This is a genomic window from Pseudomonas nunensis (assembly GCF_024296925.1).
GTDB classification, from domain to species: Bacteria; Pseudomonadota; Gammaproteobacteria; order Pseudomonadales; family Pseudomonadaceae; genus Aquipseudomonas; species Aquipseudomonas nunensis.
Window position 1 is genome coordinate 4,268,695 of record NZ_CP101125.1, and the last position, 23,649, is coordinate 4,292,343.

At 60.4% G+C, this 23,649-nt stretch carries 23 protein-coding genes; 8 read left to right on the top strand and 15 right to left on the bottom strand.

Annotated features, from left to right (window positions below; genetic code table 11):
• Positions 1 to 125 precede the first annotated feature (125 nt).
• Positions 126 to 1,091 carry a bile acid:sodium symporter family protein gene (locus NK667_RS18590; RefSeq protein ID WP_054049553.1) on the top strand — a complete coding sequence of 322 codons (966 nt, stop codon included), beginning with the start codon at positions 126 to 128 and terminating at the stop codon, positions 1,089 to 1,091.
• 119 nt (positions 1,092 to 1,210) lie between these two features.
• On the top strand, positions 1,211 to 1,525 hold the full coding sequence (sugE, locus tag NK667_RS18595) for a quaternary ammonium compound efflux SMR transporter SugE (protein ID WP_054049551.1): 315 nt from the start codon (positions 1,211 to 1,213) through the stop codon (positions 1,523 to 1,525).
• A 126-nt stretch (positions 1,526 to 1,651) separates the two neighbouring features.
• Here the strand turns inward: sugE and NK667_RS18600 are convergent, their stop codons facing one another.
• From NK667_RS18600 to NK667_RS18615, 4 genes are all read right to left on the bottom strand, one after another.
• The gene (locus NK667_RS18600) at positions 1,652 to 3,526 is read right to left on the bottom strand and encodes an MFS transporter (RefSeq protein ID WP_054615695.1); all 1,875 of its coding nucleotides are present in this window, start codon (positions 3,524 to 3,526) and stop codon (positions 1,652 to 1,654) included.
• A gap of 112 nt (positions 3,527 to 3,638) precedes the next feature.
• Complete coding sequence (locus tag NK667_RS18605) at positions 3,639 to 4,790, bottom strand: TDT family transporter (RefSeq protein WP_054615696.1); 1,152 nt, start codon at positions 4,788 to 4,790, stop codon at positions 3,639 to 3,641.
• 105 nt (positions 4,791 to 4,895) lie between these two features.
• Positions 4,896 to 5,207 carry a cupin domain-containing protein gene (locus NK667_RS18610; protein WP_054615697.1) on the bottom strand — a complete coding sequence of 104 codons (312 nt, stop codon included), beginning with the start codon at positions 5,205 to 5,207 and terminating at the stop codon, positions 4,896 to 4,898.
• Between the two features lie 34 nt (positions 5,208 to 5,241).
• On the bottom strand, positions 5,242 to 6,141 hold the full coding sequence (locus NK667_RS18615; RefSeq protein WP_054615698.1) for a LysR family transcriptional regulator: 900 nt from the start codon (positions 6,139 to 6,141) through the stop codon (positions 5,242 to 5,244).
• A gap of 160 nt (positions 6,142 to 6,301) precedes the next feature.
• Here NK667_RS18615 and NK667_RS18620 point away from each other — a divergent pair, with 160 nt between their 5' ends.
• Positions 6,302 to 7,051 carry an SDR family NAD(P)-dependent oxidoreductase gene (locus NK667_RS18620; RefSeq protein ID WP_054615699.1) on the top strand — a complete coding sequence of 250 codons (750 nt, stop codon included), beginning with the start codon at positions 6,302 to 6,304 and terminating at the stop codon, positions 7,049 to 7,051.
• Between the two features lie 45 nt (positions 7,052 to 7,096).
• On the opposite strand, the gene NK667_RS18625 is transcribed toward NK667_RS18620, so the two are convergent.
• Positions 7,097 to 8,281, bottom strand: coding sequence for an MFS transporter (locus NK667_RS18625; RefSeq protein ID WP_054615700.1), 1,185 nt, complete (start codon positions 8,279 to 8,281; stop codon positions 7,097 to 7,099).
• 91 nt (positions 8,282 to 8,372) lie between these two features.
• On the opposite strand from NK667_RS18625, the gene NK667_RS18630 reads away from it, so the two are divergent.
• Together NK667_RS18630 and NK667_RS18635 are read left to right on the top strand one after the other, a co-directional pair.
• Positions 8,373 to 8,915 carry a TetR/AcrR family transcriptional regulator gene (locus NK667_RS18630; RefSeq protein ID WP_054615701.1) on the top strand — a complete coding sequence of 181 codons (543 nt, stop codon included), beginning with the start codon at positions 8,373 to 8,375 and terminating at the stop codon, positions 8,913 to 8,915.
• A gap of 193 nt (positions 8,916 to 9,108) precedes the next feature.
• On the top strand, positions 9,109 to 12,579 hold the full coding sequence (locus tag NK667_RS18635) for a hybrid sensor histidine kinase/response regulator (protein WP_054615702.1): 3,471 nt from the start codon (positions 9,109 to 9,111) through the stop codon (positions 12,577 to 12,579).
• Positions 12,580 to 12,703: 124 nt separating this feature from the next.
• On the opposite strand, the gene NK667_RS18640 is transcribed toward NK667_RS18635, so the two are convergent.
• Complete coding sequence (locus NK667_RS18640) at positions 12,704 to 14,068, bottom strand: DNA recombination protein RmuC (protein WP_161807677.1); 1,365 nt, start codon at positions 14,066 to 14,068, stop codon at positions 12,704 to 12,706.
• Positions 14,069 to 14,243: 175 nt separating this feature from the next.
• On the bottom strand, positions 14,244 to 14,567 hold the full coding sequence (locus NK667_RS18645) for an SEL1-like repeat protein (RefSeq protein WP_054615704.1): 324 nt from the start codon (positions 14,565 to 14,567) through the stop codon (positions 14,244 to 14,246).
• A 1,039-nt stretch (positions 14,568 to 15,606) separates the two neighbouring features.
• Between NK667_RS18645 and NK667_RS18650 the strand changes: the two genes are divergently transcribed.
• From NK667_RS18650 to NK667_RS18660, 3 genes are all read left to right on the top strand, one after another.
• The gene (locus tag NK667_RS18650) at positions 15,607 to 15,831 is read left to right on the top strand and encodes a hypothetical protein (protein WP_003214941.1); all 225 of its coding nucleotides are present in this window, start codon (positions 15,607 to 15,609) and stop codon (positions 15,829 to 15,831) included.
• Between the two features lie 274 nt (positions 15,832 to 16,105).
• Positions 16,106 to 16,588: a hypothetical protein gene (locus tag NK667_RS18655; RefSeq protein ID WP_054049533.1), complete on the top strand. Its 483-nt coding sequence runs from the start codon at positions 16,106 to 16,108 to the stop codon at positions 16,586 to 16,588.
• 146 nt (positions 16,589 to 16,734) lie between these two features.
• Positions 16,735 to 18,006 (top strand): OmpP1/FadL family transporter, encoded by a 1,272-nt coding sequence (locus tag NK667_RS18660; protein ID WP_054615705.1) that lies wholly within the window; start codon positions 16,735 to 16,737, stop codon positions 18,004 to 18,006.
• Between the two features lie 89 nt (positions 18,007 to 18,095).
• Here NK667_RS18660 and NK667_RS18665 read toward each other — a convergent pair whose 3' ends face one another.
• The 8 genes from NK667_RS18665 to cobU all read right to left on the bottom strand — a co-directional run bounded on the left by NK667_RS18665 (position 18,096) and on the right by cobU (position 23,529).
• A complete protein-coding gene (locus NK667_RS18665) occupies positions 18,096 to 18,647 on the bottom strand; it encodes a glutathione peroxidase (RefSeq protein ID WP_054049529.1) in 552 nt (183 codons plus the stop codon).
• Between the two features lie 56 nt (positions 18,648 to 18,703).
• Positions 18,704 to 18,826 carry a hypothetical protein gene (locus NK667_RS32570; RefSeq protein ID WP_256207536.1) on the bottom strand — a complete coding sequence of 41 codons (123 nt, stop codon included), beginning with the start codon at positions 18,824 to 18,826 and terminating at the stop codon, positions 18,704 to 18,706.
• Positions 18,823 to 20,031, bottom strand: coding sequence for an MFS transporter (locus NK667_RS18670; protein WP_054049527.1), 1,209 nt, complete (start codon positions 20,029 to 20,031; stop codon positions 18,823 to 18,825). Before NK667_RS18670 ends, NK667_RS32570 begins: the two co-directional genes overlap by 4 nt.
• A gap of 52 nt (positions 20,032 to 20,083) precedes the next feature.
• The gene (locus tag NK667_RS18675; protein ID WP_054615706.1) at positions 20,084 to 20,488 is read right to left on the bottom strand and encodes a MarR family winged helix-turn-helix transcriptional regulator; all 405 of its coding nucleotides are present in this window, start codon (positions 20,486 to 20,488) and stop codon (positions 20,084 to 20,086) included.
• A gap of 158 nt (positions 20,489 to 20,646) precedes the next feature.
• Positions 20,647 to 21,381, bottom strand: a complete 735-nt coding sequence (locus NK667_RS18680; RefSeq protein WP_054615707.1) for an adenosylcobinamide-GDP ribazoletransferase — start codon at positions 21,379 to 21,381, stop codon at positions 20,647 to 20,649.
• Positions 21,382 to 21,383: 2 nt separating this feature from the next.
• Positions 21,384 to 21,959 carry an alpha-ribazole phosphatase family protein gene (gene cobC, locus NK667_RS18685; protein ID WP_054615708.1) on the bottom strand — a complete coding sequence of 192 codons (576 nt, stop codon included), beginning with the start codon at positions 21,957 to 21,959 and terminating at the stop codon, positions 21,384 to 21,386.
• Positions 21,956 to 23,011, bottom strand: a complete 1,056-nt coding sequence (gene cobT / locus NK667_RS18690; protein WP_054615709.1) for a nicotinate-nucleotide--dimethylbenzimidazole phosphoribosyltransferase — start codon at positions 23,009 to 23,011, stop codon at positions 21,956 to 21,958. The genes cobC and cobT overlap by 4 nt, the downstream gene beginning before the upstream one ends.
• Positions 23,008 to 23,529, bottom strand: coding sequence for a bifunctional adenosylcobinamide kinase/adenosylcobinamide-phosphate guanylyltransferase (cobU, locus tag NK667_RS18695; RefSeq protein WP_054615710.1), 522 nt, complete (start codon positions 23,527 to 23,529; stop codon positions 23,008 to 23,010). The genes cobT and cobU overlap by 4 nt, the downstream gene beginning before the upstream one ends.
• Positions 23,530 to 23,649 lie beyond the last annotated feature (120 nt).

Here is a 23,649-nt window from a genome sequence, read left to right on the forward strand (position 1 = left end):
GGGCTTGCTCGCGAAAGCGTTGTGTCAGTCAACATCCATGTCGACTGACACTCCCTCTTCGCGAGCAAGCCCGCTCCCACATGGGTTCCGTGTGATGTTCATAATCGAATAATAAGGATCAGGCCATGCGCGCCCTCGCCGCTTTAAGCCGCTTCGTCGGCAACACCTTCGCCTACTGGGTGCTGATTTTCGCCGTCGTGGCGTTCTTGCAGCCTGCGTGGTTCATTGGCCTGAAAGGCGCCATCGTGCCGCTGCTGGGGCTGGTGATGTTCGGCATGGGCCTGACCCTCAAGCTCGAAGACTTCGCCGAAGTCGCTCGCCATCCATGGCGTGTGGCTCTGGGCGTGGTCGCTCATTTCGTGATCATGCCGGGTATGGCGTGGTTACTTTGCCAGGTGTTTCACCTGCCGCCGGAAATCGCGGTCGGCGTGATTCTGGTCGGTTGCTGCCCAAGCGGCACGTCGTCGAATGTGATGACCTGGCTGGCTCGCGGGGATCTGGCGCTGTCGGTGGCAATCGCCGCCGTCACCACCCTCCTCGCCCCGCTGCTGACCCCGGCGCTGATCTGGCTGCTGGCTTCGGCGTGGTTGCCGGTGTCGTTCATGGAGTTGTTCTGGTCGATCCTGCAAGTGGTGCTGCTGCCGATCGTGCTCGGTGTAATTGCTCAACGGGTGCTCGGCAACAAGGTGCGTCACGCGGTAGAAGTGTTGCCGCTGGTGTCGGTGGTGAGCATCGTGATCATCGTCGCGGCGGTGGTGGCGGCCAGTCAGGCGAAGATTGCCGAATCCGGCCTGCTGATCATGGCGGTGGTGATGCTGCACAACAGCTTTGGCTACTTGCTGGGTTACTTCACCGGGCGCCTGTTCAAGCTGCCGCTGGCCCAGCGCAAGTCGTTGGCACTGGAAGTCGGCATGCAGAACTCCGGTTTGGGCGCCGCGTTGGCCAGTGCGCACTTCTCGCCGCTGGCGGCAGTGCCGAGCGCGTTGTTCAGTGTGTGGCACAACATTTCCGGGGCGCTGCTCTCGACGTATTTCCGCCGGATGAGCGAGAAAGAAGACCGGGAAATCGCAGCGCGGGAAGCAACGGAGTAAGCGCCAAACTTGATCCCCGGGTTAAGGATTGGCACTCTATGGCGCAACGCGAGGACGACCTCGCGGCTCGATCGAGTCATTAATCTGGGGACGACCCCGTCAATCGATGGAGGTCTTTCATGTCCTGGATCATTCTGTTTTTCGCCGGACTGTTCGAAGTTGGCTGGGCCGTCGGCCTGAAATACACCGACGGCTTCAGCCGCCCGCTCCCCACTGCATTCACCGTCGCCGCCATGGCCATCAGCCTGGGTTTGCTCGGCCTTGCCATGAAGGAATTGCCGCTGGGCACGGCCTATGCGATCTGGACGGGTGTGGGTGCGGTGGGCACGGTGATCGCCGGGATTATTCTGTTTGGGGAATCGATGGCGTTGTTTCGGCTGGCGAGTGTGGCGTTGATTATCGCCGGGCTCATTGGGCTCAAGGTTAGCGCTTAGGCGGCTACCGCTTTCGCGAGCAAGCCCGCTCCCACAGTGAATGGGTGGCGTGTCCACCATTTGTGACACAACACATATCCACTGTGGGAGCGGGCTTGCTCGCGAAGAGGCCCTCAATCACACCCACTACCTAACGGCCCCGCGCAACTCTCCCACCATCGCCTGCAACTTCGCCGGTTCCGCCACTTCAACCGCCACCGCCGGCCCTGCCACGATGGTCACCCGCGACCACAACCGGCGGAACAAACCCTTGCCCGGATCGCGGCTGAAGAAACTCCCCCACAACCCTTGCAACGCCAGCGGAATCACCGGCACCGGTGTCTCTTCGAGAATCCGCGTCAGCCCGCCCCGGAATTCATTGATCTCACCGTCAGCGGTCAGTTTTCCTTCAGGGAAGATGCACACCAACTCGCCGTCCTTCAGGTACTGGGCAATCCGCTTGAAGGCCTTTTCGTAGATCTGGATGTCTTCCTGACGCCCCGCGATCGGAATCGTCCCCGCCGTGCGGAAGATAAAGTTCAGCACCGGCAGGTTGTAGATTTTGTAGTACATCACAAAGCGAATCGGCCTACGCACCGCGCCGCCAATCAGCAAGGCATCGACAAACGAAACGTGGTTGCACACCAGCAACGCCGCGCCTTCGTCGGGAATCAGGTCGAGGTTGCGATGCTCCACGCGATACATGGAATGGCTGAGCAGCCAGATCATGAAACGCATGCTGAACTCAGGAACGATGCTGAAGATGTAGGCGTTGACGCCGATGTTCAGCAGCGACACCACCAGGAACAATTGCGGGATCGACAGTTTCACCATGCTCAGCAGCACGATCGAGACAATCGCCGACACCACCATAAACAATGCGTTGAGAATGTTGTTGGCCGCGATCACCCGCGCCCGCTCGTTCTCGGCCGTGCGCGATTGAATCAGCGCGTACAGCGGCACGATGTAGAAACCACCGAAAATCCCCAGCCCGAGGATGTCGATCAACACCAGCCAGGTATGGCCAAAACCAAGGACTTCGATCCAGCCATGGCCGGTCACGCTGTCTGGAATACCGCCGGAATGCCACCACAGCAGCAAACCAAACACCGTCAGGCCAAACGAGCCGAATGGCACCAGGCCGATCTCGACTTTGCGCCCGGAAAGTTTCTCGCAGAGCATCGAACCGAGGGCGATACCCACCGAGAACACGGTCAGGATCAACGTCACCACGGTTTCGTCGCCGTGCATCCATTCCTTGGCGTAGGCCGGGATCTGCGTCAGATAAATCGCCCCGACAAACCAGAACCACGAGTTGCCGACAATCGAACGCGACACCGCTGGCGTCTGCCCCAGGCCCAGCTTCAAAGTGGCCCAGGACTGAGTGAAAATATTCCAGTTCAGGCGCATCTCGGGGGATGCGGCTGCCGCGCGGGGAATACTGCGGCTGGCCAGGTAACCGAGCACCGCGACACCGACAATCGCGGTGGAGACGATGGGCGCGTAGTGACCGGACGACATCATGATCCCGGCGCCAATGGTCCCGGCGAGGATCGCGAGGAACGTGCCCATTTCCACCAGGCCGTTGCCGCCCACCAGTTCCTCTTCACGCAAGGCTTGCGGCAGGATCGAATACTTCACCGGCCCGAACAGCGCCGAGTGGGTGCCCATGGCGAACAGCGCCACCAGCATCAGCGACAGGTGATCGAACATAAATCCGACCGCGCCGACCGCCATGATGGCGATTTCGCCAAGCTTGATCAGACGAATCAGCGCGTCCTTGGCGAATTTTTCCCCGAACTGCCCGGCCAGCGCCGAGAACAGGAAAAACGGCAGGATGAACAACAGCGCGCACAGGTTGACCCAGATCGAGCGGTCACCGTCGATGGTCAACTTGTACAGAATGGCGAGGATCAACGACTGCTTGAAGATGTTGTCGTTGAAGGCCCCGAGGGACTGTGTCACGAAAAACGGCAGGAAACGCCGGGTGCGAAGCAAGGTGAACTGTGAGGGGTGACTCATCTTCCGTGTTTCCCTGATGTTGGGTAGCTGATGTTAGGTAGAGAGCGGCGTGGAATTTGTTATTCGAATATCGAACGCCGATCCAGGCCACACATTACCTAATCTTTGCAGGTTATTTCTTTAATCCTGCAATGCACGGCGAGACAAACAGCTCGCCACGCCACGCGCCCTGCACGGTGCGCTTGCCGACGATCAGCCACATCACCGCCAGCAACGCCACCAGCACACAGCCGAAGACACTGAAAAAGGTGAGGTTCAAGGTGCTGGCCAGTTTCAACGTTGCCAGAGAATAGACGCCCAGCGGGAAAGTGAAACCCCACCAGCCAAGGTTGAACGGGATGCCGGCGCGCATATAACGCACGGTGATCAGCACCGCGATCAGCATCCACCACAGCCCGAAGCCCCACAACGTGATCCCGGCCACCAGCCCAAGCCCGGCGGCGATTTCGCCCATGCCCGGCAAGCCATTGGCGGCGAAGATTGCCGGGGCATCGGCGCCCAGCAGCAACATGCCGAGCGCGCCGGTGCCGATTGGGCCGAGCGCCAGCCAGCTCGAAGCGGCCATGTTTTCGTGGGGCAGTTTATGCAGCGCCATGCGTAGCAACAGAATCGTCAGAATGCTGAACGCCACCGGTAGGGAAAATGCCCACAGCACGTAGCTGGTCACCAGCACCACCAGTTGCGAGTGAGCCTCGGCCAGATGCGGCGCCAACAGGCCACCGCTGGCGGCCGCCACTTCTGCGGCGACCACGGGCAACAACCAGACAGCGGTCATTTGGTCGATGCTGTGTTCCTGGCGGGTGAACATCATGTACGGAATCAGCACCCCGCACGCCAGGGACATCGCCACATCCAGCCACCACAGCACTTCGGCTACATGAATGACCCCGTCGCCCCAACGCGGCAAACCGAACACCAGGAAGCCGTTGATGATGGTCGCCAGGCCCATGGGAATGGTGCCGAAAAACATCGAAACCGTTGAGTGACCGAAAATCCGTCGCGCCTCATCGAAGAACAACACCCAGCGCGCCGCGTACAACCCGGTAAACAACACGAACAGAAAGATGTTGAACAGCCACAAGCCCTCGGCCACCGCGTGCAAACCTGGGATGGCGACGGGCACTTGCGCCAGCGCCAACGCGAGCACGCCCGTGCCCATGGTCGCGGCGAACCAGTTCGGGGTGAACTGGCGAATCGCTTCCAGCGGACGCGGAAGAAGACTTAAAGGTTTGTAACCGGGCTTGGCAGCATTGGGGCAGATCATGGCGAACTCCTGTCCTCTGATGAGGTAGAGCCCATGGTAGATCCGGATCGAATATCTATATAACGGGTAATATCTCTAACTGTTATCTGTTTTGCAGATATACAGTCAGACGCTGCCTTCTGACTCGATCACCAAAATTCGCGCCGCGCCGATGGGATGCGCCACATGCGCGGTGCCCACCGATGCATAAAAAATATCGCCGACCTCAAGCAAGGTTTGCTGCTCGACGCCCTCTTCGCGGTAATGCATTTGCACTTGTCCATCGAGCACCACAAACACTTCCTGACCATCATTGACGTGCCATTTGTACGGCTGATCGGTCCAGTGCAAACGCGTGGTGATGCCGTTCATGTTGGCAATGTCCAGCGCGCCCCAGGCACGTTCGGCGGTAAAGGATTTGCTGCGGATGATTTTCATGCGGCGGTCCGTCGAATGAGTGGCGAGGCCAAGGCTAACTCAAACCGGCGAACAACTGCGCCAGCCAATCGATAAATACCCGCACCCGGTTGCTCAGGTGGCGGTTCGGCGGGTACAGCACATGAAACGGATAACGCGGCGGGCGCCAGTCTTCAAGGATTGGCACCAGCTCGCCGCGCTCGATGTGCGCCTGCACGCTGTAGGCGAAGGTGTGAATGACGCCGAGCCCGGCCAGCCCTGCGGCCAGATGTGCATTGCTTTCGTTGACACTGAATCGCCTCTGGCCGCGGATCTCCAGTTTTTCGCCATGGCGCTCGAACCGCGCCGGCATCACGCGCCCGGTGCGGGCCGAGTGGTAGGTGATTATGTGGTGGTTTTTTTCCAGGTCGCGCGGGTCGGACGGTATGCCGAAACGTTCGAGATAGCCCGGCGTCGCACAGGTGACCCATGACGCCGTCCCCAACGGACGCGCCGCCATGGAAAGCTCATCCAGCGGCCCGCCGCGAATCACGCAGTCGACGTTTTCGCTGATCAAGTCGACTTGCCGATCGCTGACGCCCATTTCAATCTGGATATTCGGATAACGCGCATAGAAATCCGGCAGTGCGGGAATGATCAGGAGCGTCGCCACCGAACCACCGACGTCTACGCGAACCTTGCCCCGGGATTGGCCTTGGGCGCAGGCGAAGCTGTTGTCCAGATCATCCAGCTCCACCATCAACTGCATGGCGCGCTCGTAATAAGCCATGCCATCGGCCGTGACGGTGAGCCGGCGCGTGGTGCGCTGCAGCAGCCGCACACCGAGATGTTCCTCCAACTCGGCGACCAATTTGCTGACGGAGGTTTTCGGCAAACTCAGGGAGTCAGCGGCTTTGGTAAACGACCCTGCCTGCACGACGCGGGCAAACACGCGCATGGCCAACAATTGATTCATGACGAACACCTCGGGTGACAGGCCCTGAGTATTGTCCACAACCATGTACAAACAAACCCGATTCTGGTGATTTTTCTGCTGAATCTTGAGGCATACAGTGGGTTCAACGACGCAAACCCTTGCCGACCAATTCCTACATGACTCAGCGGAGATTCACACCATGAGCAGCACCCTCAAAGGCAAAATCGCATTGATCACCGGCGGTACCACCGGCATCGGCCTGGCCTCGGCGCAAGCCTTCGTGGACCAAGGCGCCACCGTCTTCATCACCGGTCGCCGTCAGGCGGAACTGGACGCGGCGGTGGCCTCCATCGGCCACAACATCACCGGGATTCAGGGCGACGTGTCGAACCTGGCCGATCTGGACCGGATCTTTGCCGTGATCAAAGACCAGGCCGGCGCTCTGGATATTGTGTTCGCCAACGCCGGCGGCGGCGACATGTTGCCACTCGGCGCAATCACCGAAGAACACTTCGACCGGATCTTCGGCACCAACGTCAAAGGCCTGCTGTTTACCGTGCAGAAATCCCTGCCCCTGTTGAAGGACGGCGGTTCGGTGATCCTCACTGCGTCCACCACTGCCACCAAAGGCACGGAAAACTTCAGCGTCTACAGCGCCAGCAAAGCTGCGGTGCGCAACTTCGCCCGCTCCTGGTTGCTGGATTTGAAAGCACGCAAGATTCGCGTCAACGTCATCAGCCCCGGCCCGATCCACACGCCCGGCTTGACCGGAATTGCGCCGCCGGACCAGCAGCAAGGCCTGCTGGACTTCCTGACCAGCCAGGTTCCGATCGGTCGCCTTGGCGAGCCGGGCGAAGTGGGGAAAGCGGCGGTCTTCCTGGCGTCGGACGACAGCAGCTTCATCAACGGGATCGAGCTGTTTGTGGATGGCGGGTTCGCGCAGATTTGATCGGCGCCATAAAAAACGCGGCGCCTTGATGGGCGCCGCGTTTTTTTATGATTGGCAGACTTTCAATGATCGTTGGCGCAGCAATGCCGCCAACGCACCCACGGCCAGGACGATTAACACCGCGCCATAACCATCGGTGGTCGCGATCAATCCAAAGGTGCGGGTCAGGTTCCCGGCCAGCAATGACGGCAAGCAGAACGCCAAGTAACTAAGTACATAAAACGACGACATCAAACCGGCCCGTTCATGGGGCAAGGCCAGCGATACGAGGCTGCGCACCGCGCCGAGGAAACCGGCACCGAAACCGCAACCGGCCACCAGGGTGCCGATGAAAAACAGCGACAGACTGGCACTGTGGACGGCCGTCAAGATCAGCACAATGCCAATCGGCAGCAGACTGGCGCCCAAACGCAGGACCTTGTCCGCTGGCCGATTGCGCAAGGTGTAGATCATCAACGCGCCGGTCACCGTTAAGGCCGCGACGGTCGCGCCGCCGATCAGGTTCGAAGTCGAGCCAGTGGCGGTGCGAACCAGTGATGGCGCCAACGAAGCGAAGAAACCACCCAGCGCCCATACGGCGGTGTTGATTGGCAGCACCGACCACAAGGTCCGCCGTGCCTGGACCGGCACATGCAAGGTCGGCCGCAGCGAAGCCCATACGCCAGGCTGCGGGCTGACGCTTTCTGGCAGGCGCCAAACGTACAGCGCCTGCATCGCAAACAGCGCCAGCAATAGCCAAAAGGTCAATTGCAACGGCAGTGGCGCGTACTCGGCCAACAAACCACAGCCCATCGCGCCAACGGCCATGCCCAGCAACGGCGCAACACTGTTGATCAGCGGCCCTTGCTGGCGATCGGTGTCCAGCAATGCGGCGCTCAATACGGCCGTGGCCATCCCCGTCGCGAAGCCCTGAAGCACCCGGGCACTGATCAACCAGGCGACGCCGTCGGCGTTGATAAACAGCAGCATCGCCAGCATGTTGAGAAGGATCGCAGTAAAAATCACCGGTTTACGCCCAAGGAAATCCGAGAGTGAACCGACGGTCAGCAGCGCCACCAGCAAGCTGAGGGCATACACACCGAAGATCAGGGTCAGGGTCGCGGCGGAAAACTGCAGTTGATCCTGATACAGGTGATACAACGGCGTCGGCGCCGTGGAAGCGGCGAGAAAACTGAGTAAAGTGATCGCCAGAAACCACAGGCTGGAACGATTTGATGCTGGATGAGACATGGGCACACTCCGCAAAAGCTAAGTTTTTGCTTTTGCGGAGTGTGCTACTGACCAGCGCTTAAAGCAAATTCTTTGTGTTAAGGTCCGATCCATGGCTATTAAAGAAGGTTTACGCCCGGGCGGCAGAAGCGCCCGAGTGCAAGAGTCGATTCATTCGGCGGTCCGCGCGCTCCTCGAAGAGCAGGACCGCGCGTCCGTGACCGTGCCGCAAATCGCCGCGCGCGCGGGGGTGACGCCGTCGACTATTTATCGGCGCTGGGGCGATTTGTCGGTGTTGCTGGCGGATGTCGCTCTCGCCCGCATGCGCCCCGACAGCGAGCCGGCCAACACCGGCAGCCTGCGCGGCGATCTGCGCGCGTGGGGCGAGCAGTATCTGGATGAGATGAGTTCGGAACTGGGTCGCAATCTGTTGCGCGACATACAGTGCAGCACTACGCCGGGTTTGTGCACAGTGATCATTGGCGGGCAGTTGCAGACCATTCTGGATCGCTATCCGGATCAGCCGCAGCCGAGCGTTGATCGCCTGATCAACCTGATCTCGGCACCGACGGTGTTTCGCGTGCTGTTTTCGGCAGCGCCGCTGGAGGTTGAGGAATTGCATCGGTTGATTGAGATTGCGTTGAATCAGTACTGACGCCTTCGCGGGCAAGCCTCACTCCTACGGATTTTCACCGTCTGTAGGAGCGAGGCTTGCCCGCGAAAGCGTCCGGTAGATCACCTGCGACACCCCGCCACGCCACGACCTTGGTCGACACTGACGAACCCGTGCCATCGTGCGAGACTGTCTGTCCGGGCCTGAACCCCGGTGTCTTTTGTCTGGAGTTTCCATGTCGCTGTCCAGCGGGCTGATCGCCGCCGTTGCCCTGGCCTATATGGCCATCATGTTCGCCATCGCCTTCTACGGTGACCGTCGCAGCGCGCCGTTGCCGCCGCGTGTGCGTGCCTGGGTCTACAGCCTGTCGCTGGCCGTCTATTGCACCAGTTGGACCTTCTTTGGCGCCGTGGGCCAGGCCGCCGAACAGCTCTGGTCATTCCTGCCGATCTACCTCGGGCCGATCCTGCTGCTGGTGTGCGCGCCGTGGGTTTTGCAAAAAATGGTGATGATCAGCAAGCAGGAGAACATCACCTCCATCGCTGACTTTATCGCCGCGCGCTACGGCAAATCGCAATCGCTGGCGGTGGTGGTGGCGCTGATCTGCCTGGTCGGCGTGTTGCCCTACATCGCTTTGCAGCTCAAGGGCATCGTCCTTGGGGTGAACCTGTTGATCGGCGCCGGTGCTGACGCCATGGGCACCCGCGCCCAGGACACGGCGCTGATCGTCTCGCTGGTATTGGCGCTGTTCACCATCGTGTTCGGCACGCGCAACCTCGACGCCACCGAGCACCACCGCGGCATGGTGCTGGCGATTGCCTTTGAATCGCTGGTCAAGCTGTTCGCTTTTCTGGCGGTCGGCGCGTTCGTGACCTACGGCTTGTACGACGGTTTCGACGATCTGTTCGACCAGGCCATGCTCGCCCCGCGCCTGGAGGAATACTGGAAAGAAACCATCAACTGGCCGTCAATGGTGGTGCAGACCGGCGTCGCGATGATGGCGATTATCTGCCTGCCCCGGCAGTTCCACGTCACAGTGGTGGAGAACATCGAGCCTCAGGATTTGCGTCTGGCCAAGTGGGTGTTCCCGGCCTACCTGGCATTGGCGGCATTGTTTGTAGTCCCGATCGCCCTCGCCGGTCAGATGATGCTGCCGAGTTCGGTACTGCCGGATTCTTTCGTGATCAGCCTGCCCCTCGCCCAAGCCCACCCGGCGCTGGCGTTGCTCGCATTTATCGGCGGCGCTTCGGCGGCCACCGGCATGGTGATCGTGGCCAGCGTGGCGCTGTCGACCATGGTCTCCAACGACATGTTGCTGCCGTGGTTGCTGCGCCGCAATAACGCCGAGCGCCCGTTCGAAGTGTTCCGCCAGTGGATGCTTTCGGTGCGCCGGGTCACCATCGTGGTGATTTTGCTGCTGGCGTACGTCAGCTATCGCCTGCTCGGCTCGACCGCGAGCCTGGCGACCATCGGCCAGATTGCCTTTGCCGCCGTGACTCAATTGGCCCCGGCCATGCTTGGCGCGCTGTACTGGAAACAGGCGAATCGTCGCGGTGTTTTTGCCGGCCTCGCCGCCGGGACATTCCTGTGGTTCTACACCTTGATCCTGCCAATTGCCGCCCACAGCCTGGGCTGGTCGCTGAGCACTTTCCCGGGGCTGGCGTGGTTGCACAGCAATCCGCTGCACCTGCCGCTCACCCCGCTGACCCAAGGCGTGGTGCTGTCCCTGGCCGCCAACTTTACGCTGTTCGCCTGGGTCTCGGTGCTGTCGCGCACACGGGTATCGGAGCATTGGCAGGCTGGGCGCTTCATTGGTCAAGAAATCAGTGCCCGGCCCAGCGCCCGCTCGATGCTGGCGGTGCAGATCGAAGATTTGCTGCAACTCGCCGCGCGGTTTGTCGGTGAAGAACGTGCGCGCCAGAGCTTTATCCGCTTCGCCTATCGCCAAGGCAAAGGCTTCAACCCGAACCAGAACGCCGACGGTGAATGGATCGCTCATACCGAACGCTTGCTGGCCGGTGTCCTTGGCGCTTCTTCGACCCGCGCGGTAGTAAAAGCCGCCATCGAAGGTCGGGAAATGCAGCTGGAGGACGTAGTCCGCATCGCCGACGAGGCGTCGGAAGTGTTGCAGTTCAACCGTGCGCTGCTGCAAGGCGCGATCGAGAACATCACCCAAGGCATCAGCGTGGTCGACCAATCGCTGAAACTGGTGGCTTGGAACCGGCGCTATCTGGAGCTGTTCAACTACCCGGACGGCTTGATCAGCGTCGGCCGGCCGATTGCCGACATCATTCGCTACAACGCCGAGCGTGGGCTGTGCGGTCCCGGCGAAGCGGAAGTGCATGTCGCCCGGCGCCTGCACTGGATGCGTCAGGGTCGTGCCCACACCTCCGAGCGACTGTTCCCCAACGGCCGTGTGATCGAGCTGATCGGTAACCCGATGCCCGGCGGCGGTTTCGTCATGAGTTTCACCGACATCACCGCGTTCCGCGAGGCCGAGCAGGCGTTGACCGAGGCCAATGAAGGGCTGGAACAAAGGGTGACCGCGCGGACTCACGAACTCTCGCAACTCAATGTTGCCCTGACCGAAGCCAAAGGCACCGCCGAGTCGGCCAACCAGTCGAAAACACGTTTCCTGGCAGCGGTCAGCCATGACTTGATGCAACCGTTGAATGCAGCGCGCCTGTTCTCCGCCGCCCTGACACATCAGGACGACGGCTTGTCCAGCGAGGCGCAGAAACTGATCCATCATCTGGACAGTTCGTTGCGCTCGGCCGAGGACTTGATCAGTGATTTGCTGGACATTTCCCGCCTGGAAAACGGCAAGATCAACCCCGATCCCAAGCCGTTCGTGCTCAATGAGTTGTTCGATATCCTCGGCGCCGAATTCAAGGCGCAGGCGCAGGAACAAGGGCTGAAATTCCGCCTGCGCGGCAGCACGTTGCGCATCGACAGCGACATCAAGTTACTACGACGGATCCTGCAAAACTTCCTCACCAACGCCTTTCGTTACGCCAAAGGCCCGGTGCTGCTGGGCGTTCGCCGGCGCAAGGGCGAACTGAGCCTGGAGGTCTGGGACCGTGGGCCGGGAATTCCGGAAGACAAGCAGCAAGTGATTTTCGAAGAATTCAAACGCCTCGACAGCCACCAGACTCGCGCCGAGAAAGGCCTGGGTCTGGGCCTGGCGATTGCCGACGGCTTGTGTCGGGTGTTGGGCCACACCTTGCGCGTGCGCTCTTGGCCGGGACACGGCAGCGTATTCAGCGTCAGCGTGCCATTGGCCCGGGCGCAGACGCTGGCACCGAGCAACGTGGTCGAACTCAACGGCAAATTGCCGAGCGGCGCACAGGTGCTGTGCATCGATAACGAAGACAGCATTTTGATTGGCATGAACAGCCTGCTGACGCGCTGGGGTTGCCAGGTCTGGACTGCGCGCAATCGTGAGGAATGTGCCGCGTTGCTCAGTGACGGGATGCATCCGCAGTTGGCGTTGGTGGACTATCACTTGGATGACGGCGAAACCGGCACCGAGCTGATGGCGTGGCTGCGCACGCGATTGGGCGAGCCGGTGCCGGGGGTGGTGATCAGTGCGGATGGGCGACCGGAGACGGTGGCGCAGGTGCATGCGGCGGGGCTGGATTATCTGGCGAAACCGGTTAAGCCGGCGGCGTTAAGGGCGTTGTTGAGTCGGCATTTGCCGTTGTAATTCAGCAGGTTTGAATTCGCTGGTGGCTGTGCTGACGCCTTCGCGAGCAAGCCCGCTCCCACATTGGATCTATGTGGCACTGAAGATCCCCTGTGGGAGCGGGCTTGCTCGCGAAGCTTTTGACTTACTCAGGCAACTCCGCCAACCCATCCACATCGGTCATCGCCCGTTCGAGCAAATCCGCCGGCAGGCTCTTGCTTGCCCGGGCACCGAGCAGCTTCAGTTGCTCGCTGCGGCTGACCAGGTTGCCGCGCCCTTCTGTCAGTTTGTTGCGCGCCGAGCTGTAGGCTTTATCCAGTTGCTGCAAGCGATTGCCGACTTCGTCCAGGTCCTGGATGAACAACACGAACTTGTCGTACAGCCACCCGGCCCGCTCGGCGATTTCCCGGGCGTTCTGGGTCTGGCGTTCCTGTTTCCACAGGCTGTCGATAACCCGCAACGTCGCGAGCAACGTGGTCGGGCTGACGATCACGATGTTGCGATCAAAGGCCTCTTGGAACAGCGTCGGCTCAGCCTGCAACGCTGCGGAAAATGCCGCTTCGATCGGCACAAACAACAAAACGAAATCCAGGCTGTGCAGACCGTCGAGTCGCTTGTAATCCTTGCCGGACAAGCCTTTGACGTGATTGCGCAGGGACAGCACGTGCTGCTTGATCGCAATCTGGCCGATGGCATCGTCATCGGCGGCGACGTATTGCTGATACGCCGTGAGGCTGACCTTGGAGTCGACCACCACTTGCTTGTCGCCGGGCAGATAAATGATCACGTCCGGCTGGAAACGCTCGCCGTCCGGACCTTTGAGGGTGACTTGAGTCTGGTACTCGCGGCCCTTCTCCAGGCCGGCGTGTTCGAGCACGCGTTCGAGAATCAGCTCGCCCCAGTTGCCCTGGGTTTTCTGGCCTTTCAAGGCACGGGTCAGGTTGGTGGCTTCGTCGCTCAGACGCAGGTTGAGCTGTTGCAGGCGCTCCAGTTCCTTGGCCAGGGAAAAGCGTTCACGGGCTTCGGCCTGATAGCTTTCTTCAACGCGTTTTTCGAAGGACTGGATGCGCTCCTTCAGCGGATCAAGCAACTGTCCGAGGCGCTGCTGGCTGGTTTCGGCGAAACGCTGCTCGCGCTCATCGAAGATCTTGCCCGCCAACTCGGCGAACTGTGCCCGCAATTCATCCCGGGAGCCCTGAAGGTCGTTGAGACGCTGCTGATGGCTTTCCTGCTGTTCGCGCAGCTCGGCGTTGAGGGAAGCGCTCTGCGCGTCCAGGCGACGCAACTCAGCCTCTTTGCCGGCGCGTTCGATGTTCCAGGCGTGGGCCGCGTCGCGAGCGTCATCGCGTTCGATTTGCAGCAGTTCGACTTCACGGCGCAGCGCGGCCAGCTCAGCTTGCTTGGTGGAGTTGGCCTGGCTCAGGTCACCGATTTCGTCGCGGCACGCATCGAGCTGGGCATTCAGGCCGTCCTGGGCCAGTTGGGCCATGGCCAGTCGCTCTTCCAGCAGCGCCATGCCGGCCTGCCCTGCACTCGCGCGGCGCTGGATGTGCCAGGCCAGCGCCAACAATGGCACTGCTGCGCCCGCCAGACCGAGCAATATGCTGGTCAAGTCCATAGCCATAGCGACTCCTGCCGATGAGATAAAGCCTGAAGGTTAACCAAGGCGTCAGGTCTTGGACAGCTCAGTCTTCGATCAGCCCCAGTTCCTGCTGGGCGCGGCGGTCACCGGCGCGGGCGGCTTGGCGCAGCAACTCGTGGCCGATGCGCCGATCCCGGGCGTTGCCACATTCGCGGCACATCAACTGGCCCAGACGACTTTGCGCGGCCACCACGCCTTCGCGGGCCGGTTGCTTGAGCAAACGTCCGGCAAAGTGTTTGACGTTGTGGTTATCGCCCAGGCGCGGACTGTCCAGTAGCCACTCGGCCACACGCATGGAAAAGCGCTTGGGTGGGGTAACAGTCGGGGGCGTTGCGGTAACAGCGGTTGATACTGAGCGAAACTTCATAAAGCACTGTAGGGCAGATCGGAAGGCGCGCCACTCTACTCTTTTTTTCTTACAGGTAAAGTCGAAAAAAACCCGGCACGCCCGTCCTAGAGCAAGCGCTTGGGACAATCCACAGAAGCTGTGGATAACTCAGTGGACAACCGCCCTTGAACTCTCGCAAAGCCCTGTGGAATGGGGCTCGCAGTCAAACTGACGATTTTTTCACCAGTAAAAAAAAGCGATGTTTTTCATTGACTTAAATTTTCATTACAGGCACCCACTGCGATTGAAGCGAAGGTGACAGTGGCGTGACAAGCTGCGCAACTTATGTGCACAAGTACCTTTGCGACGGTTATATCAATGCGCTTTTTCGGCGCGTTTTGCAGTCAAGGCCTGGGGATAAGCCTGACTGGCGCAGGGCTCCTGTAGCAACTGCCGAGCAGCGCGAGGCCGCGTTCGGCTGCTAAGCAGTCGTAATTCAAGAGGACGCGATGCATCAAAAAGAGACCGCATGCTTAGGTCTGGCGGCTGCTTCACAACCGGAACGCAGGCTTCGCCAGCTGCTACAGGGCCCTGGCAGAGGCTTGAGCAATCTTTTTTTGCTAACACACTTCCTTTCTCAAATTCAATCCGTTAGTATCCGCGGCGTTAGTACCAAGCTGAAAGTCAATTCTGGTCGAACAAATCCCCCCGGTCAGCCTTCCCTTGAGAAGCCTCCACCGACAAAGCGGGATCGACCACCTCGATGGTTTCCAGGTAAACCTTGTGTCAACACTGCCTTTGAAATGAATGCAAAGGGTGTTGCGAAGCTCACTTACTCTGACCGAACCAGCCTGCAAATTGATCAGGATCTTCACCCCGGGCCCCGAACCTTTGCCCTTGATGTGTTGCCTGCCCTCCTAAGTACCTACCTGCCAGCCCAAGCGCGCCAATTATCAGCGCTTCAAACTGGCTGCTTTGTTCCAGTCGGGTTCTTCGTTCGACCAATGGTGGTCGTCGTCACTGGAACGTTTTAATTTTGCACGGTTCTTATCCGTGTCGCTTGTAGGAACACCTAATAATGTCTACTCAAATCCACACTCAGGATGCCATTCGCACCCTAACTAACGCTTTTGCCCCAATGAACTGCCTGATCATGGCCGCTCGCAAAGGCTGCTTCAGCTTCACTCTGGTCAACGAACACGGCATCGCCCGTCACAGCGAACGCCTGTACCCCGATCAATACTCCAGCGCTGAACCGCTGCAGGCCGTGATCGATCGTACTCGCCAGGCACTGGTTGCCTGAGACGCCAGAAAGACTGAAAACCTCAAAAGCCCTGCTCAAAAAGCAGGGCTTTTTATTGCCTGATATTTCTCATTCTCCGCTCAATGCTTAAGCACTAACCGATATAACGGTTATAACTGGCTGCCGGAAATATTTTAAAAACAGTCCTTTACGGCGCGAATATGACACTACACTTCAACTCAAGCGGCTTGATCCGCTTCCGGCGAGCCTGATTCGATTCACTGCTGCCAAGCCCCTTCAGGTATCGCCGCTCATTTCATGTTTCGAGGGCTTTATGGGTATCGCTGCCAGCGAACTGTGCCGTTATGTGATCCGCCCGACCTTGATATACCTCGGGCGCCATAGCGCAACTGCCGAATCCCTGTTGCTGGGCATCGCCGCCAGCCAGTCAGCCCTTGGCTCCGCCCTGCATGACCGCCGTGGACATGGCCTGTATCGAATTGCCGAGCCCCGTCACCGGGCATTGTGGGATCACTACCTGGCCCTCGACCCTGAGCGAGCGAGCCTGGTGCGTGGCCTCGCCAGCCAGCATGCCTTTTTAAGCAGTCCGCACCTGGAATTGACCGTTAACCTGCGTTACGCCACCGCCATCGCCTGGCTGTTGGTAGAAGAACAAAACACTCCCCTCCCCGATCCCGATGATTTGCTGGGCATGGCCCGAATCTGGCGCCAGACCTTCCAGCCTCAGGGACGCCTGCGCGACTTCACCTGCGCCTGGCAAACTTGTGTTTCATCGATGAATCAAGTCGCTTGCTGACCTCCCCGTTTCACAAGATCTCGCAACAGGACGCGAATCTGGTCTGATTGTCCTACAAAACCGCTCTAACTCAACCCATACAGGCTATAGCGCTGGAACGAAAATGTTGGTAATTTTCGCCCCGGTGATCACCAGGAGTTCTAATAATGAAAAAAGTCATGCTCAAAACCACCCTTAGCCTCGCCGTTACCTTGGCATCCACCCAGCTCTTCGCAAGTGGCTTCGCCATCAACGAACAAAGTATTAGCGGGATGGGTACAGGTTTTGCTGGGCGATCTTCCTCTGCCGATGACGCAAGCACCATTTTTGGCAACCCTGCCGGCATGTCCCGCATCAAGCGCGAACAAGTCACCGGCGGCGCTGCAATGCTCGACGCACACACCGATATCAGCAACGCCAGTTCCAGCCCGAACAGCGGCAGCAACCACGGCGACATGGTGCCGTTCATCGCCGTGCCGATGGGCTACTACGTCAAGCCTATCGATGATCAATGGGCAGTCGGTGTAGGCGTATACGCACCGTTCGGCCTGGTGACCGACTACGAGCACGGCTTCGCCGGCCGTTACTTCGGCAGCACCAGCGACGTGAAAGTCGTGACCCTGCAACCAACCGTGAGCTACGCCTTCAACGACAAGGTGTCGATCGGTTTCGGCCCGACCATCAACCGTATCGACGGCAAGCTGGAGTCGAACATCTCGGCTACCCAGGCCGCTCCGGATGGCGAAGTCAAAATCAAGGGCGACGATACCGCGCTGGGTTACAACATCGGGATCCTGGCTCAGTTGACCGACAGCACCCGTGCCGGCCTGACCTACCACTCGAAAGTGAAGTACAAGCTCGAAGGCAACACCAAGGTCAACTACGGCGTACTGGGCCTGCTGGGCCAGAACCCGAGCCAGAAGTACGACGCTTCGCTGGACCTGACCACGCCTGAATCGGTGGATTTCTCGGTCACTCACCAGCTTGATGACAAGTGGACCCTGTACGCAGGCAGCACCTGGACTCGCTGGAGCCGCCTGAAAGAAATCACCGTGGAAAACAAAGGTGTTCCGACCATTCTGAACGGTCAATTCGGCTCCATCACCGAAGAACAGAACTGGCACGACACTTGGGCTCACGCCATCGGCGCGTCCTACCAGCTGAACAAGCAATGGGTCCTGCGTACCGGTCTGTCCTTTGACCAGGCGCCGACCAACAACGTCGACCGCTCCCCACGCATCCCGACTGGCGATCGCAAGATTTTCAGCCTGGGCGCCGGCTGGAGCCCGACCGAAGACCTGACCATCGACGTCGCGTATTCGTACCTGCGCGAAGAGGCGGTGACCGTCAACAACACCAACGACCGTGGCCAGAGCTACAACGCCAAGTATGAAAACTCGGCGAACGGTTTCGGTGTTGGCGCAACCTACCGCTTCTGATGACTCACAGCGAGGCTGAACCGCTCGCTGCCTGAATCAAAAAAGCCCCGCTCTCTTGTACAGAGGCGGGGCTTTTTAGTGGGTGTCGATCAGGGTTTCGAGGCCAGGGCTTTCTCTACAGCCTCGATGAATTCAGGGTTGTCGGGCTTGGTCAGGCTGGAGAAATTGGCGATCACCTTGCCTTGGCGATCGACCACATATTTGTAGAAATTCCACTTCGGCGCACTGCTTTGCTCGGCGAGGACCTTGAACAGATGGGTCGCATCATCACCACGGACTTTCTGCGGCTCGGTCATGGTAAACGTCACGCCGTAGTTCACGTAGCAGACCTTGGCGGTCTCCTCGCCATCCTTCGATTCCTGCTTGAAGTCATTCGACGGAACGCCGATCACCTCCAGCCCTTGGTCCTTGTAGCGCTGATACAGCGCCTCAAGGCCTTTGAATTGCGGAGCGAAACCACAGAAGCTGGCGGTATTGACCACCACCAGCGGCTTGCCGGCGAAGCGCTGGCACAGATCGATGGATTCCTTGGCCCGCAACTTGGGCAACGAGCCCTGCAACAGCTCGGGACAGTCGGCCGCCTGGGCCAATCCGGTAAACGCCATCAGTAACGCGGGGACTGCAAGCCAGCGTTTCAGCATGTCGGTGGATCCTTGAAAAGTCGTCAGAAAACGAAGTTACTCGCCCTCCCATATGGCTAGCAAGCACCCATGCCCAACTGCATCAGCGCCAGCCCGCCCTGATGCCAGCCCCACCACGCCAGGGCCAGCAGCAGCGCGCCGCCAGCGACTGCAACGATTCGCGGCCAAAGACTGTTCATATCGCACTCATTTGGGTTTGCAGGCGCGCCACCGGGCGCTCGCGCACCGGCCAGTTCAAGGCTGCTGCCAACAGGCTCAAAAGAATCGCCACTTGCCAGATCAAGTCGTAGCTCCCAGTCCGGTCATACACCACACCGCCCAACCAGCCGCCGAGGAAAGAACCGAGCTGGTGAAACAGGAAAACTATCCCACCGAGCATGGACAGGTTTCGTACACCGAACAAGGTCGCTACGGTGCCGTTGGTCAATGGCACCGTGGACAACCACAAAAACCCCATCGCCATGCCGAACAGATACGCCGTGGTCGTGGTGACCGGCGCCCACAGGAACAGGCCGATCACCACCGCTCGCAACAGGTACAAACCGGTCAGCAAACGCGGCTTCGACATCCGCCCGCCGAGCCAGCCTGCGGTGTAGGTGCCGAAGATATTGAACAGCCCGATCAGCGCCAGCACCGTGGTGCCAACCGACGCCGGCAAATGTTGATCCACCAGATAGGCCGGCAAGTGCACACCGATAAACACCACTTGGAAACCGCAAACAAAAAAGCCGAACGCCAGCAGCCAGAAACCAGAGTGGGAACAGGCTTCGCGCAGCGCTTCGGACAAGGTTTGCTCATGGCCGAGGGTCGGCAGTGGCTTGTCCTTGAGCATGCTCACCAGCGGCACGATCAGCGCCACCAGCAGGCCCAGCACCAGCAACGCGGCGGACCAGCCGAGCCAGCCGATCAGCCCTAGCGTGCCGGGCAACATGGCGAACTGGCCGAACGAACCGGCGGCGCTGGCAATGCCCATGCCCATGCTGCGTTTTTCTGGCGGCACCGCACGGCCGACGACGCCGAGGATCACCGAGAACGACGTGCCCGACAGGCCGATGCCGATCAACAGGCCGGCGCTCAGGGACAAGGTCATTCCCGAGTCGGCAAAGCCCATGCAGATCAGGCCCACCGCATATAACACGCCGCCGACCAGCACCACTTTTGCCGCACCGAAGCGATCAGCCAAAGCGCCGGTGAACGGCTGCGCCAGGCCCCAGATCAGGTTTTGCAGGGCGATGGCAAACGCAAACGTCTCACGGCCCCAGCCGAACTCGGCACTCATCGGCGCCAGGAACAGACCGAAGCCGTGTCGCACGCCCAATGACAACGCCAGAATCAGCGCACTCCCCACCAAAACCCAACCGCACGTACGCCACATCGATGTCATTCTTATTCTCCGGTAGCGGGTATATACCCGCTTAAGGTCGGACTAACCGGCGTCAAGCCAGTTCGTCCAGCAATCTCAGTAAGGTTTCACGTTTTTCGGCGCCCAGACGGTCAATCAACCGCTGCTGCGCCGCTTCCCAGGCCGGCAAGGCGGCTGCCAGACGTTCTGCGCCGGCGTCGGTGAGTTTGACGATGCGGTTACGCATGTCCTCGCCCTCGACCAGCATCACCAGCCCTTCGCCTTCCAGCACGCGCAAATTGCGCCCCAACGTGCTGCGGTCCAGGCCCATGGCTTCGGCCAGGGTGGAAATACTCGGTTGATCCAGACGCTGCAAATTGCACAGCAAAGAATACTGGGCAACGTTGATCCCGAAGCCATCAAGAGCGCCGTCGTAATGCCTGCTGACGCCACGGGCGGCGCGACGCAGGTTGATACATAAACATTGGGAATCGAGCATGGTGCGTGTATATACCCGCGGTTAAATGAAAGCAAGGTTCAAAAATTGTTTAAGCCGGCAGGACGCCTTCGCGAGCAGGCTCGCTCCCACAGGTGGCCGCATTACCATGTGGGAGCGAGCCTGCTCGCGAAAGGGCCAGCACATCCAACCAATATCCATCAGAGCAGCGCCAGCCCTACGAGCACCGCCATCTCCAGCAACTCCAGCAACGCCCCCGCCGTATCGCCCGTGGTCCCGCCCAACCGCCGCACCATCACCTGGCGCAACCAGACAAACCCCACCGCCGCCAGCACGAGCGCAACCAGACCTTTGAAAACACCCGCGATCAACACACAGGCTAGCGCACTGAGTATCAGCACCTGCCATCCAGCCTTGCGCGGCAGATGATCCGCCAACGCCTGCCCCAACCCACCGGCCCGCACATACCGCGTGGTGAGGAACAATCCCAACAACGCCGCACGTCCGATCAACGGCACGATGATCAAGACAACGCCGTGCCCCTGCTCGATCAACGCCAGCAACGCGGCGAACTTCAGCAGCAACACCAACACCAGCGTGACCACCGCAATCGGTCCGCTGCGCGGGTCTTTCATGATGGTCAGGGTGCGTTCACGGTCGCCAAACCCGCCAAGCCAGGCATCGGCGCTGTCGGCGAGTCCGTCCAGATGCAGTGCGCCGCTGAGCAGCACCCAAACCGTCAGCAGCAGCGCGGCGTGCAGCATCAATGGCGCGCCCGATAACAGTCCGTTCAGCCCCCACAGCAGACCGCCGAACAGCAGCCCCACCAGCGGATAAAACAGCAGCGAGCGCCCCAATTCCTGAGGCGCCGGCATGCCCGGCAGACGAATCGGCAGACTGCTCAAGAATTGCAGGGCGATCCAGAACGGCAACATGATCAGGACGCTTCCCGTAACAACGGGCCGGCGCCGACCGACAGTGAATGCAACGACGCATGGGCGACTTCAACGTTGAGCAATTGCTCACGGGGCAAGCCACGGGCCTGGGCCAGCAGCAACTTCATGACCCCGCCGTGGGTGATCAGCAACACCCGCTCGCCTGCATAAGTCCCGTGCAGCCGTTCGACCGCCGCCAGCACCCGCGCGGAAAAGTCTGCCACCGGCTCGCCCTCGGGCGGCGTAAACGAATACGGATCGGTCCAGAACAATCCTAACGCCTCGGCACTGGTTTCCATCAGCGCCGCCGTGCTCTGTCCTTCCCAGGCGCCGAAATGCAGTTCTTGCAGGTCTTTTTCCAGTTGCACCGGCAAACCGAGCTGCCCGCCGAGTTCTTCGGCAAATCGCGCACAGCGCTGCAACGGCGAGCTGACCAGACGATCCCAAGGCCCCTGCCCGATCACCGCCGCACGCAGTTGCGCCCAGCCCTTTTCAGTCAGTGCATCGTCGAGGCTGCCGCGTAAGCCGCCGCCGAGTTCGGTTTCGCCGTGGCGCAGCAAATCCAGGCGCAAAGTCATGCCGGACGATCCGCCACCGCAGCTTCAGCGAAGGTCGCCATCTGCCCATGAAGATCGCAAGCCAGACGCAACAACGGCACCGCCAACGCCGCACCGCTGCCCTCGCCCAGGCGCAGACCGAGATCGAGCAAAGGCTCGGCGTTCAGGGTTTCCAGCACATGACGATGACCCGGCTCGGCGCCGCGATGGCCGAACAGCAACCACTCACGGCACTCGGGGTTCAAACGCACCGCGACCAACGCGGCGACGCTGCAAATAAAGCCGTCCACCAGCACCGCAACGCCTTCCTGGGCGCAGGCGAGATAGGCACCGACCAACGCCGCGATTTCAAAACCGCCGAGGTTGAACAGGGTGTGCAACGCATCGCCACGCTGGGCGCTGTGCAGCACGAGCGCGCGCTCGATCACTTGCGCTTTATGGCTGACACCCGCCGCGTTCAAACCCGTGCCCGGCCCGGTCAGATGCACCACCGGGCAATCCAGCAAGGCGCAGGCCAACGCACTGGCCGCCGTGGTGTTGCCGATGCCCATTTCGCCACCGATGAACAACTGCGCGCCCGCCGCAACGGCGCGCAATACGCTGTCGCGACCGGCCTGCAACGCCAGTTCACCTTGGGCCACGGTCATCGCCGGGCCATTCACAAAGTTCGCGGTGCCGGGGCCGACATTCAGGTGACGCACGCCGGGCAGGTTCAGCGACGGCGTGACGGTGCCGAGATCGACCACTTCCAGGGAAGCACCCAATTGCCGCGCCAACACGCTGATCGCCGCGCCGCCGGTGACAAAGTTGTGCAACATCTGCCCGGTGACTTCCTGGGGAAACGCCGATACGCCTTCAGCGACCACGCCATGGTCACCCGCGAAGATCGCGATCCAGAGTTGATCGAGACTCGGTTTGACCTGTCCCTGCAACCCGGCCAATTGCACCGCTACCGCTTCCAGCCGGCCGAGGGAACCGGCGGGTTTGGTCAGCTGCTGCTGCCGGGCTTCGGCCTGTTCGACGACGGCCGCATCGATCGGTTTGCACGGGTTCAGCCACCAGGTTTGAGTCATAACGCAGTACCTTTCAGAGTCAGGGGCAGGCCGGCGACGGTCAGGACAACACGCTGACAGCGCTCAGCCAGGGCTTGATGCAGCCAACCGGCTTCATCGACATAGCGGCGAGTCAATTCGCCCAGCGGCACGACACCCATTCCGGTCTCGTTGCTGACAAAAATGATTTCACCCGGCAGCGAAGCCAGGCAATCCAGCAAGGCGTCGCGCTCGGCGGTCAGGCGCTCGAGGTTGTCGAGCATCAGCAGATTGGTCAGCCACAAGGTCAGGCAATCCACCAGCAGGCAACGCTCGGAGCTGGCGTTTTCGCGCAGGACGCGGGCCAGTTCCAGCGGTTCTTCGATCAGCGCCCATTCGGCGGGGCGACGGGCGCGGTGATGGGCGACCCGTTCGTTCATCTCGCCGTCCAGGGGTTGGCTGGTGGCGATGTAGGTGACCTGGAGTTGACTGCCTGCCGCGAGTTTTTCCGCCAGGCGACTTTTGCCGGAGCGGGCGCCGCCGAGGATGAGTTGGAGCATGGTTTATTCCTTAACGTGTGCGGTGGGGTGACGGGCCTCTTCGCGGGCAAGCCTCGCTCCTACAGGTAACGCGGTGTTCGCAATTGGATGGCACGACGCTAACCCTGTAGGAGCGAGGCT

Coding starts and splice junctions, on each gene's coding strand:
- NK667_RS18680 (WP_054615707.1), bottom strand. CDS start 21,381: ATGTTGCCGTTCTGGATCGCCCTGCAATTCTTGAGCAGTCTGCCGATT.
- sugE (WP_054049551.1), top strand. CDS start 1,211: ATGTCCTGGATCATTCTGTTTTTCGCCGGACTGTTCGAAGTTGGCTGG.
- NK667_RS32570 (WP_256207536.1), bottom strand. CDS start 18,826: ATGAACAGTCTTTGGCCGCGAATCGTTGCAGTCGCTGGCGGCGCGCTG.
- NK667_RS18650 (WP_003214941.1), top strand. CDS start 15,607: ATGTCTACTCAAATCCACACTCAGGATGCCATTCGCACCCTAACTAAC.
- cobT (WP_054615709.1), bottom strand. CDS start 23,011: ATGACTCAAACCTGGTGGCTGAACCCGTGCAAACCGATCGATGCGGCC.
- NK667_RS18610 (WP_054615697.1), bottom strand. CDS start 5,207: ATGAAAATCATCCGCAGCAAATCCTTTACCGCCGAACGTGCCTGGGGC.
- NK667_RS18665 (WP_054049529.1), bottom strand. CDS start 18,647: ATGCTGAAACGCTGGCTTGCAGTCCCCGCGTTACTGATGGCGTTTACC.
- cobC (WP_054615708.1), bottom strand. CDS start 21,959: ATGACTTTGCGCCTGGATTTGCTGCGCCACGGCGAAACCGAACTCGGC.
- cobU (WP_054615710.1), bottom strand. CDS start 23,529: ATGCTCCAACTCATCCTCGGCGGCGCCCGCTCCGGCAAAAGTCGCCTG.
- NK667_RS18625 (WP_054615700.1), bottom strand. CDS start 8,281: ATGTCTCATCCAGCATCAAATCGTTCCAGCCTGTGGTTTCTGGCGATC.
- NK667_RS18590 (WP_054049553.1), top strand. CDS start 126: ATGCGCGCCCTCGCCGCTTTAAGCCGCTTCGTCGGCAACACCTTCGCC.
- NK667_RS18660 (WP_054615705.1), top strand. CDS start 16,735: ATGAAAAAAGTCATGCTCAAAACCACCCTTAGCCTCGCCGTTACCTTG.
- NK667_RS18655 (WP_054049533.1), top strand. CDS start 16,106: ATGGGTATCGCTGCCAGCGAACTGTGCCGTTATGTGATCCGCCCGACC.
- NK667_RS18615 (WP_054615698.1), bottom strand. CDS start 6,141: ATGAATCAATTGTTGGCCATGCGCGTGTTTGCCCGCGTCGTGCAGGCA.
- NK667_RS18630 (WP_054615701.1), top strand. CDS start 8,373: ATGGCTATTAAAGAAGGTTTACGCCCGGGCGGCAGAAGCGCCCGAGTG.
- NK667_RS18670 (WP_054049527.1), bottom strand. CDS start 20,031: ATGACATCGATGTGGCGTACGTGCGGTTGGGTTTTGGTGGGGAGTGCG.
- NK667_RS18675 (WP_054615706.1), bottom strand. CDS start 20,488: ATGCTCGATTCCCAATGTTTATGTATCAACCTGCGTCGCGCCGCCCGT.
- NK667_RS18620 (WP_054615699.1), top strand. CDS start 6,302: ATGAGCAGCACCCTCAAAGGCAAAATCGCATTGATCACCGGCGGTACC.
- NK667_RS18645 (WP_054615704.1), bottom strand. CDS start 14,567: ATGAAGTTTCGCTCAGTATCAACCGCTGTTACCGCAACGCCCCCGACT.
- NK667_RS18605 (WP_054615696.1), bottom strand. CDS start 4,790: ATGATCTGCCCCAATGCTGCCAAGCCCGGTTACAAACCTTTAAGTCTT.
- NK667_RS18600 (WP_054615695.1), bottom strand. CDS start 3,526: ATGAGTCACCCCTCACAGTTCACCTTGCTTCGCACCCGGCGTTTCCTG.
- NK667_RS18635 (WP_054615702.1), top strand. CDS start 9,109: ATGTCGCTGTCCAGCGGGCTGATCGCCGCCGTTGCCCTGGCCTATATG.